The sequence below is a fragment of the Bradyrhizobium sp. 23 genome, from assembly GCF_023073295.1.
GTDB lineage: Bacteria > Pseudomonadota > Alphaproteobacteria > Rhizobiales > Xanthobacteraceae > Bradyrhizobium > Bradyrhizobium canariense_D.
This window is the reverse complement of record NZ_JADPJF010000050.1, coordinates 1-10233: the sequence shown is the minus strand read 5'-3', so window position 1 is coordinate 10233 and position 10233 is coordinate 1. Positions and strand designations below refer to the sequence as shown.

Annotated in this window: 8 protein-coding genes and 2 pseudogenes; 6 read left to right on the top strand and 4 right to left on the bottom strand. The window is 58.3% G+C overall.

The window, feature by feature from the left end; translation table 11 throughout:
- The 5 genes and pseudogenes from IVB32_RS13120 to IVB32_RS13100 all read left to right on the top strand — a co-directional run.
- A pseudogene (locus tag IVB32_RS13120) lies at nt 1-305 on the top strand (IS5/IS1182 family transposase); the annotation flags it as partial.
- A 96-nt stretch (nt 306-401) separates the two neighbouring features.
- Complete coding sequence (locus IVB32_RS13115; RefSeq protein WP_247410548.1) at nt 402-803, top strand: transposase; 402 nt, start codon at nt 402-404, stop codon at nt 801-803.
- Nucleotides 800-1147: an IS66 family insertion sequence element accessory protein TnpB gene (gene tnpB, locus IVB32_RS13110; RefSeq protein ID WP_247410547.1), complete on the top strand. Its 348-nt coding sequence runs from the start codon at nt 800-802 to the stop codon at nt 1145-1147. The genes IVB32_RS13115 and tnpB overlap by 4 nt, the downstream gene beginning before the upstream one ends.
- A 47-nt stretch (nt 1148-1194) precedes the next feature.
- Nucleotides 1195-2868: an IS66 family transposase gene (locus IVB32_RS13105; RefSeq protein WP_247410545.1), complete on the top strand. Its 1674-nt coding sequence runs from the start codon at nt 1195-1197 to the stop codon at nt 2866-2868.
- 479 nt (nt 2869-3347) lie between these two features.
- Nucleotides 3348-4045: pseudogene (locus IVB32_RS13100) on the top strand (outer membrane beta-barrel protein).
- Between the two features lie 224 nt (nt 4046-4269).
- On the opposite strand, the gene IVB32_RS13095 reads toward IVB32_RS13100, so the two are convergent.
- The 4 genes from IVB32_RS13095 to IVB32_RS13080 form a co-directional block, all read right to left on the bottom strand.
- A complete protein-coding gene (locus IVB32_RS13095; protein ID WP_247410543.1) occupies nt 4270-4518 on the bottom strand; it encodes a hypothetical protein in 249 nt (82 codons plus the stop codon).
- Between the two features lie 81 nt (nt 4519-4599).
- A complete protein-coding gene (locus IVB32_RS13090) occupies nt 4600-4932 on the bottom strand; it encodes a hypothetical protein (RefSeq protein WP_247410541.1) in 333 nt (110 codons plus the stop codon).
- A 935-nt stretch (nt 4933-5867) separates the two neighbouring features.
- The gene (locus tag IVB32_RS13085; protein ID WP_247410539.1) at nt 5868-6209 is read right to left on the bottom strand and encodes a hypothetical protein; all 342 of its coding nucleotides are present in this window, start codon (nt 6207-6209) and stop codon (nt 5868-5870) included.
- Nucleotides 6210-8218: 2009 nt separating this feature from the next.
- Nucleotides 8219-8779 carry an HAD family hydrolase gene (locus tag IVB32_RS13080; RefSeq protein ID WP_247410537.1) on the bottom strand — a complete coding sequence of 187 codons (561 nt, stop codon included), beginning with the start codon at nt 8777-8779 and terminating at the stop codon, nt 8219-8221.
- A 388-nt stretch (nt 8780-9167) separates the two neighbouring features.
- Between IVB32_RS13080 and IVB32_RS13075 the strand changes: the two genes are divergently transcribed.
- Complete coding sequence (locus tag IVB32_RS13075) at nt 9168-10028, top strand: YqaJ viral recombinase family protein (RefSeq protein ID WP_247410536.1); 861 nt, start codon at nt 9168-9170, stop codon at nt 10026-10028.
- Nucleotides 10029-10233 lie beyond the last annotated feature (205 nt).

Below are 10233 nucleotides of genomic sequence, written 5' to 3'. Positions count from 1 at the left end.
ACGACACGCAAAATCCCCGTCGCGTCTTCATTTCGGGCCAGAAGCGCGGCGTGTTCGGCGCCATCAAGCGCGAGCTCCGGCGCCACTCCGCCATCGAGCCCATCATCGGACATCTGAAGACCGAAGGTCACCTTGGCCGCTGCTATCTCAAAGGCCGTGCCGGAGACGCCGCCAACGTCATCCTCTCAGCCGTCGGCCACAACTTCCGCCGCATCCTAGCCTGGCTCAGAGAACTCTTGTGCCTGTTCCTGGTCCAACTATGGCGCGTGCAGGCTCGTCCAGCCCCGCTCAATTCGGCTTCTTAACGGACGACTATTTAGTGCTCGCAGGAAGCGGGTGGAACGTACTCGTCCGAGGACGGCCGTCTTGCGGGTTTTTCCGACCTGTAGCTGACTGTCAGTATGGATATCCTTACTGATAGTCGCCAAGTGAGCCGCCTTGAGATTGTGGAGACTGGTCGGCGTCGGCGCTGGTCGGAAGCGGAGAAACTCCGAATTGTCGAGGAAAGTTTTTCGGCTCCACGGATGGTGTCGGCGACAGCACGGCACCATGGGGTTGCGAAACAGCTTCTGTTTTCATGGCGTAAGGCCTATCGCGAAGGACAGCTTGGCGGCGGTCAGGCCGATGGATTTGTGCCAGCCCAGATTGTGCCGGAGATCCAGTCGACGACGCCTGCGACCGCGCCGGCGATGACGGGCACTTTGGAGATCGTGACCGCGAATGGCCGACGCGTGATCGTGGACCACAACGTCGATGTCTCGGTTTTGCTACGGATCATGCGAGGGCTGGAGACACTACGGTGATCCCGATCCCGACGGGCGTGCGAGTGTGGCTGGCGACGGGCCATACTGACATGCGGTGTGGCTTTCCGAGCCTGGCTCTGCGCGTGCAGGAAGTGCTCAAGCGCGATGCTATGGGCGGTGGTCTTTTCTGCTTCAGGGGCAAACGCGGCGATCTTTTGAAGGTCATTTGGCACGATGGCCAGGGAGCATGCCTTTTTACAAAAAGGCGCGAGAGAGGAAGGTTCATCTGGCCATCGGTAGCCGGTGAACCGGTGATGATCTCGCCGGCGCAGCTCTCCTACCTGCTGTCCGGGATCGACTGGCGCAACCCTCAAGAAACCCAGCGTCCGACGCGAGTGGGATAACCGTTTTTACGGTTTGAATCTGCGGCTTGATCTGATTCAATGGCTTCATGATATCGAAGCCGGACGATCTTCCATCGGACCTTGTGAGTGCCCTGGCGGCGCTGCAGGCCGAACGTGAAGCGCGACAGAAAGCCGAGGCGAAGGTTGCCAACTGGCAGGCGCAAGCCGCGAATGCGCAGGCGAAACTGTCGGATACCGAGGCGCTGATCGCGCATCTCGAGCTGCGGATCGAGAAGCTCAAACGCGAACTGCACGGGCAACGATCCGAGCGCTCGGCGCGCCTGCTTGAGCAGTTGGAGTTGGAACTCGAAGAACTTGTTACCACAGCGAGCGAGGATGAGCTTGCCGCACAGGCCGCAGCGGCGAAGACGCAGAACGTCCGTCCCTTCGTGCGCAAGCGACCGGTGCGCAAGCCGTGGCCCGACGATATCGAACACGAGCGCGTCGTCATCGAGGCACCAACGACCTGTGCCTGCTGTGGAGGATCGCGGCTGGCGAAGGTCGGCGAAGATGTGACCAAGACGTTGGAGGAGATCCCGCGCCGCTTCAAGGTCATCGAGACGGTACGCGAGAAGTTCACCTGCCGCGATTGCGAGAAGATCAGCCAGCCACCGGCGCCGTTCCATGCCACGCCGCGCGGCTTCATCGGCCCACAATTGCTGGCGACGATCCTGTTCGACAAGTTCGGCATGCATATCCCGCTCAATCGCCAGAGCGCGCGCTTCAAGTGCGAGGGGATAGAGCTGTCGTTATCGACGCTGGCCGACCAGGTCGGCCACGGGACCTTCGCCGTCATGCCGCTGTTCCACTTGATCGAACGCCATGTGCTCGCCGCCGAGCGCCTTCATGGCGATGACACCACCATCCGTATCCTGGCGAAGGGCAAGTGCAGGACCGGTCGGATCTGGACGTATGTGCGGGATGACCGGCCGTTCGCGGGGCCTGCGCCGCCTGCGGCGGTCTATTACGCCTCACGCGACCGACGAGGCGAGCATCCGCAGAGACATCTGGCCGCCTTCGCCGGCATCCTGCAGGCCGATTGCTACAGCGGCTTCGAGCCGCTGTTCGACCCGCAGAAGAAGGCGCTGCCGATTACACCGGCATTTTGCCTGGCTCATGCGCGGCGGGGCTTCTTCGAGCTGGCTGATATCGAGAAAAATGCTCGGGAAGGCAAGAAGGGCAAACCGGTCTCTCCGATCGCGCTAGAGGCGGTCAGGCGCCTTGACGCTCTGTTCGAGATCGAGCGCGCCGTCAATGGCCTTAGCGCCGACGAGCGTCGCGCCGTGCGCCAGGAGAAGAGCAAGCCGCTTCTCGACGACATGCATTCCTGGTTGCTCCGCGAGCGCGAAACCCTCTCGCGATCCTCCGAGGTCCTGAAGCCGATGAATTACATGCTTAGGCGCTGGGACGGCTTCGCCGGCTTCCTCGACGATGGCAGGATCTGCTTGACCAACAATTGCGCTGAGCGAGCATTGAGAGGCATCGCTTTGGGAAGGCGGAACTGGACCTTCGCCGGTAGCGAGCGTGGCGCCGACCGTGCCGCCATCATGCTGACGATGATCACGACCTGTCGTCTCAATGACGTCGATCCCAAGGCCTGGCTCGCCGACGTCCTGGCCCGTATCGCCGATCATCCCGCATCGCATCTGCACGAGCTGCTGCCCTGGGAATGGAAGCTCCTGTGCCAGGCCGACAAGCCCGCTGATCAGCAGGCCGCCTGACCTCACGCAACGCCATCATAGAGCTCGCCATGCCCACGCGCATGCGTCAATCAGGCGGTCTTCGTCGTATACGACATGTCCCCCGCGTACTTGATCGCCACGGGTCTTGCCACGGCCATGACGGAGCGGCTCCTTAAAGAGTCGCAGCGCGCCTCGGCCAGTTCCTAAGATGCAGAGGTCTGACGTTGCGCAAGCCTCGAGTCGCCTTTCAGACCAGGCAGCGCGACGTCCGCTTTGGGCCGCAGTGACGGTAAGGCTCTAATCAATCAGCTGGCGAAGCCTTACTCGCTTGATCTTCGCAAGCGCGGAGTGAAAGCGATTGAGCGCGGAATATTCCGCAATCAAGCGCCGTTGCCTGCGGTCGTGCGCGAAAAGGGTGCTGCTTCAGCATTCTGGTCCGCGGTGTGTCTGCTGCGCTAGAGCAAATTCGGTGAGTTGGAGTAGCGTCTGACACCGCTTTGAAACCTGAGAGACTCGACATGAAAAAGTTCCTTCTTGCTACCGTCGCTTTTGCCGCCCTAGCGGGTACAGCATCGGCAGCTGATATGGCCGCGCGTCCTTACACCAAAGCCCCAGCGATGCAGCCCTCGCCGATTTACAACTGGACCGGCTTTTACATAGGCGGTCATGTCGGCGGCGCATTCGGCGGCAACAACAACATTCTGGCCCCCGGCTTCACCGGCACCAACAGCAATGACGGTGTGTTCATGGGCGGTGCGCAGGTCGGTTACGACCATCAGTTCTCACCGAACTGGGTGCTGGGCATTGAAGCGAACTACAGCTTCCTCGACACCAATAACAATCCTTTCGTCAACCGTGGGCTCGGTTCGGTCACCGGTCGCCTCGGCTACACCTGGGGTCCGGCGATGGTGTACGTCAAAGGCGGTTATGCCTGGGCTGACTCCCGCCTCACGAACGGTTTCGGCGGCGGCACCTTCACCAACAACGGCGGTGGTCGCGACGGCTATACCGTGGGCGGTGGCCTCGAATACATGTTCGCCCAGAACTGGTCGGCAAGGTTGAATACCAGTACTATGACTTCGGCACCCGGAACGCTCTCTTCACCAGCGCCGGTGGTGTTGTTACCGCCGTCGGCTTCCACAACGACGAGCACACCATCAAGGCCGGCTTGAACTATCGGTTCAATTGGGGCGCTGCCTCGGCTTCTCGTTACTGACCGGTTACATAGTAACATAATCTACCTAAAGGGTCAGCCATACGGGCTGGCCCTTTTTCATAAGCCGGAATGACTGGCGCGAGGATTGCGTGTCGGCCTCACCCGGCTGAACCCGATCGGACAGGTCTTTGCCCAGCTCAAACACCTGCTCCGGTTGCGCTGCCATGACGCGCTAGAAGAATGCGCGAACTGCCTCAAAACTCAAGCTATCGAAGCTATTGCCATCACGCTTCGGTTTCCTTGCTGCGGGAGCTGCGGTTGTCATCAATCACAGCGGTCACGCCATCGATGAACGCTTGACACTCAGCGTGAGTCTTGAAAGTGCCCTTGTACTTCCCGAATAGGAAGACGGTCCGGCCACGACCCTTTCCGAAAAAGTATTGGCCGACGTGTCCGCCGCCTTCGTCTTTGAGATGAATGCTACCAAGGCTTTGCACTGACTTGAGGTCTGTCTCGGGTAGCTTGATGCGCACATGTGTCTCCGTGAATCACGGCCGGCTCCGCCCTGGCTAAGGACCTTAGCGGCCTCAGCGTCAACTGGCGTGTCTAGCAGATCATCGCTTCGCCGCGTTACCAGCCAATTCCATCGCTAGATCCAGAGCTGCAACTCCAATTTGATCTGAAGAATTAGACTTGCAGCGCCGGTCCATCCAAGAAACGATCGCGGAGAAATCGCCGCCGCCTACAATGTCCCTCTCGGCACTCACGTTTAGCCCGCTGACGAAGCCCACGACCCAGGATTCAAAAGCTGCCTTTACGACTAAGTTCTTCTTCCTGTTCAACCAGGCGGTGCAAGATTGCGAGCCAGCGCCCACAATCGTTGATCCGGCGTTCAGGCAGGTTATCGGCAGAAGTAGCATCACCGCTATAGCGAGCACTCGTTTCATCTTTTTCTCGAATCGAACGACCACCTCGGGCAGGCAGTCTGACCGCTGCTTATTCAGCTTGGACGCTACCGGGCAAAGAAGCCGCTCAGCCCTTTAGAGGCAAGGATTTTATTTGCCTCTGATCCGCGCTGGCAAGGCGACCGCCACCGGGATTAAGCGGATGTGGCGAGCGTCGAGCACGAATCTCGCCCCTGAAGACCAAAGAAATCCGGGAGCGGCGGAGCCGTTTGCTTGGGCGCTAGCCGGTAACCCGTGCAATTCGTCGGATTGAGGTCTTGGAGGCTAGCGCCGCGGCGATAAACCCAATCCTGGCTACCCGCCAGATCATGCTGACGGCTCCTACCACCCACTGAGATGTTCACTTCCATAAGCGGAGTCCGGTCTGTGAGCTCTCGACTTGAGATTAATTTTGATTTACCGAAATAATCACTTGCGCCGTCGGGCAAAACAGGTGCTTGTAGAGTGCTGGTCCTACGAAATTGAAGGAGCAGCCGGATGGCAGAGGAAGGCAAGCGTCTAGCGAGCTGTCGAAGATCGCCCAGCTCAATGGCGACTTCCAACGGAATTACGGCATTGTTCTCGGCGTATTTGTGTATCTGAGACTATAAGCGCGGCACGGCAGCGATCCTGGCTTTGGGCCGGCATCCGTCATCTGCTCGGTTGTGCTGAACTGGGTGCCCAAGCCAGCAAGGGAAGATGTAGTTTACAGCTTCCATCATTCAAACACGCGCAGTGCTACCATAGATTAAGTCATTTAGCCCAAGCAATGACTCGCAGCGATCCGGAGCTTGCCACCTTCTCGGCCCTCACCCGTTGCAGCGCTTCATGCGCTTGAGGCCGCGTCGCTGCCGCAAAAGGGAGCAACCTATCGTACCGCTCCAGCCCCTAGAGCTTCCTCATTTGCCTTCAGTCAGCTCCCTCAATCACGTCCACGATCAGTCGTGACCTAAGAGCGTGGAGAAGATCCTGTCGTTTCCCAGCTTGATCAAAATCTTGAAATGCGACTTCCATTGACGAGCCGCTGAGTGCGTCCGCAAGCGCTGTATCGAACCCGCCGGGGCCAGCACACCCAGACGCATCAGCGCAACCACGCGCCAGCCTTCCGGATCAACAGCATTAGCAATCGCCTCAAGCTTGTAGTGCTGCGCGATCGTCCCCCGAAACCAAGCGAAAGAAATATGGCGGGAGAGCAGGAACGCAACCGTGCTACCGGCCGCGCGGGCGATGAGGATGATGCGCGCCGCTACTATTCCAAATGACGCACCAGGCTCCCACAATGAGGACAGTGCGGGGGAAAACCACCAATGCTACCAAGAAGAACAACGCAAGGACAATTCCTGAGGCGAGAGGTGCCCCCAAGTTTGGAAGAGTTCGACGATTTGGTCTCTCATGGCCTCGGATGGGCTTTTGTGGTGTCGGCTGTTGCGATGTCTAGCCGAAAATACTGCTGGTGCTCACAGTCCTCCAAGATCACCGACTGTCGAGATCCTTTGTAAGCATCGTCATCGAAGAACACCGAATGTGTGAGGTGTGGCTTGTCGACCAAGGGGCTTATCTCCCGTAAACAAACATAGTATCGGCCTGGCCCGTGGTCTGACTGTCGTGGCGCGGATATTTCAACCGGTTGCGCTAAATGTTGCTCCTTAACCGACTTGCCGACACCATTTTGGATGGCCTCTTGGCGGGGCGGCTGAAATGGCTGAACAGCAGGGGGGGGCGCAGAGGCTTCTACCCAAATCGAAGAACAGCTTGACAAGAGCAAACAGAAAAGAGGCGTGTAACGCTTCACTGCACCAAACCAACTCTCTAGGAGCGACCTAAGCCCCGATCGGATCAAGTTCATCTCGTGGGATGGTACGGGTGTATCCCGACCCAACCTGTACAATGGCTGATCACGCTTTGAAATACCGAAAGTGCGCGAGGTGTCAGGCTTCATTCTGGTGCGATGGGTGCCAGTGATCGAGCATTCACTTGCCGCGAGCGGCCGTTCGTATGGTCTCTCAGATGGAATAAAGACAAAGAGCCGAATTGGGCAGGCGCGTCGAGGCAATATCAGAGGCTACGAAATTGAAGCTCGTCAATTCATACTGGCGGGGCCTCGCCGCTTCAATTCGTTACTATTAATGTGCGCTCCCGACGCCTGCACAACAATATGGCGCCGATGCTGGCAGACCATTGAATGCCGGCGGCGCAGGCGTTTTGACTCCGGGCCTTCCGTTCGCAGTGGGCGGGTATATCGACGTGCGGGCGGTGCGTCGGCGCTAAAAGCGGCCAGAACGCGCCGCCTGATCAACTCTTAGTATGATCGCCCTGGGTTCGATGGCGCTACTGCCGAACAGTCTGTCTCACGCTGTTTTCCTGGCGGGCAATGGTTTCGTAGAACAAGAGCTTGGACGCCGGTTTCACGCTTGCGGAGCTTCGATATCGGATACGTTATCGATGGAACGTTCCCGAAGCTGCCTGAGGAACTCGGTTCTGATTACGCGGCTGACGTACCTGTTCTGAACGAGATCAGGACTGTACTTCGATCACCGCCGCAGTCTGTATGGTGACCTTCAATGGCCGGCTACGGTTTTCTCGACACTAGCCGAAGCAGTCGGGTCGCCTCTCCCAATCAGAAGAGCGGCGCATCTTATAAGCTCGCCGAAGTGGCGCAAATACACATTGCAGCGGGCTCTAGCGGGTTCCTTTGCATTAAGCTCCGGTACGTGATGACGGTTCCCGTCGCATGAACCGATGTGGACAAGCATGGTCGGTCCGCCACTCTCCACTAGGCCCGGTGCGACGCCCCGCCTCCCGATCCCCTATTCTTCGATGATCCCCCCAGGCTTATGGTTCTCATCCGGGATTTCGCTTCAGGTGTTTGAGCCCTCGCCGTTGCCGCAAGAGGGTAGCCTTCTCATACCGTTCCAAGCTCGACAAACATCTCATTTGCGTTGGTTCCGCGCGCTCAATCACCGCCGAGATCAGGCCTAACCTAAGAGCTCGCAGGCGATCCTGCCGACTCCTGGCTTGAGCCAGATCTTGAAGTGCGACTTGCATGTCCGTACCTTTTAACTCTTTTGCAAGGACTGCATCGAAGCCAGAACCAGCGGCTTCATCCCAACGCGATAAACCTGCCGATAGGCGTTGCGGCTCGATGTTGCTTTCCCGGCGTTTGTTTGGGGGCCGGTACTCTTTGCTGCGTTTACGCGATTGGCTTCGATTTGTCGCTTTGACGCCAACTTGCCTCCTTGACTCCTCTACCTAGCAATCGATCGATCCGTTGGTCGCAAAGACCACGGCATCAATCCTCCGTTCCCGCGCCTCCGCGATACGACTTTGATTGATCCGGAGGGTAGGACCGATCCGTTAACAAGGGGGCAATGAAAGTACGGAGGTTTGATCCGTCAAACAGATAGGCCGCGATGCCGGCCGCCTGAGCCGCAGCAAGGTCGCTCTGCTTGTCGCCGATCAAGAAGCTGGCATCAACATCCACCGCGTATCGCTCAAGCAGAGCTCTAATCATCCCCGGTTGCGGCTTACGGCAACTGCAGAGGACACGGTAACGCTCAACCAGACCTTCGGGGTGATGTGGGCAGTATTCGAACGCATCGATACGGGCACCAACGTTAGCAAGTTCACGCGACATCCATTCGTGCAGATTGCGAACATGCTGCTCCTCGTAAAACCCCCTCGCAATTCCTGATTGGTTGGTCACGACAAACGCAAGATACCCGGCGTCATTGACTGCTTTGACGGCGTGTTGGGCTCCTTCTATCCAACGGATTTTTTCGGGATCAAAAGCGTAGCCGTCGTCCTCATTGAGGACGCCATCGCGATCGAAAAATACTGCCGGACGCTTCAAATCTCACAGGCCCAAGTTGGAGGGGTGCCCCCCGATCTTCCGACAATCACAGCTTTTTTTCAACAATTCATGCGACCGGACAGCGTCGTTCGCTGCGAGCGCCTTTTGCGTAGGTCGTCGCTGTTCATGCGTGAATTGGCTTCGTTTTGTCGGTTTTAGACCGGCCAGCCTCGTCTCGTCCTTGCCTTAAGAGCGTGAGAACAAGAGCCATTCCCGCTAAAACGAGCAAGATTGTTGCTGCAGATACGACTGGCTTTCATCCGCGATTGGAGCGTTACTGACTCGACCGGGCGCGACCTTCGATCGTCGCGCCGGTATCTCGCCCCGCAGACGCGAGCTTCAGGCAGTGCGGCAAGTGAAGCCGCTTGTTTTTGCGTAGGAGATACCGGTGGCAACACTTCAAACAAGCGGCGCCCATGCGCCCAATCACATCATCAGGTTCACCCCCAATGACCGCCGCCACTTCATCGGCGGCTCAGATGCGCATGTCATCATGGGTGACGATCAGGACGAGCTCACCCGCCTTTGGCAAGAGAAACGTGGAGAGGTCGCACCAGAAGATCTCTCGGATAACCTCATCGTCCAGCTCGGCACGATAACAGAGGTCCTCAATCGCGCCTGGTACCAGCGCTCGACGGGACAAACCATGTCGGACATCCAGAAGCGCGTTCGGCATCCGGTGCACAAATGGATGGCGGCAACACTCGATGGCATGGTCGAGCAGACCGGTGCCGTCTTCGAAGCCAAGTTCATGCTGCCATGGGCCTTCACGGAGGAAGCTGCGGCCGAGAAACATATGGCCCAGTTACAGCACAACATGTGGGTCACCGCCTCCCGCAACGCCGTTCTCTCGATCATCACTGGTGGCGGCAAATGGGTTGAGATCAAGATCCACGCTGATCCGCTCTATCAGCATTTGCTCCTCACCGCCGAGAAGAAATTCTGGCGCTGCGTTCAGAGCGGCGAGGCGCCTCTGCTTTTCAACATCGAAACGTCGCGACCAAGGCTGGAGGCCGTTAAGGTCGTTGATATGTCTTCGTCCAATGCTTGGGGCGAGTTCGCTGCAACCTATCTCCGCACCAAGGACGCCCACGGGGAGCACGAGCTCTCCAAAGGTGAGTTGAAGAAGCTCGTGCCCGAGGATGCCAAGGAGGCAAGCGGGCACGGGATCAAGACCAAGCGCTCCAAGTCCGGCGCCATCAGCTTCGACGCTCTCGCTGTGGAGGCCTCCGATGCATCAATCCAGTGAGCGGATCGGGGCTATCGCGGGTGCCTATAGCGCGACAATCTGGATGGGAAGCGCGCGACAATCAGGATGGCGAGTCGGTGTCGCGGCGAGGTGATGATTGCCGCGATGATTGTCGCGCGCAAGAGTTTTGTTCGCTCTGATTGTCGCGGAGCGTCAATCAGCGAGTGTTTTTGGTGTCGCGTGCGAGGATGGTCGCCCTGGACCA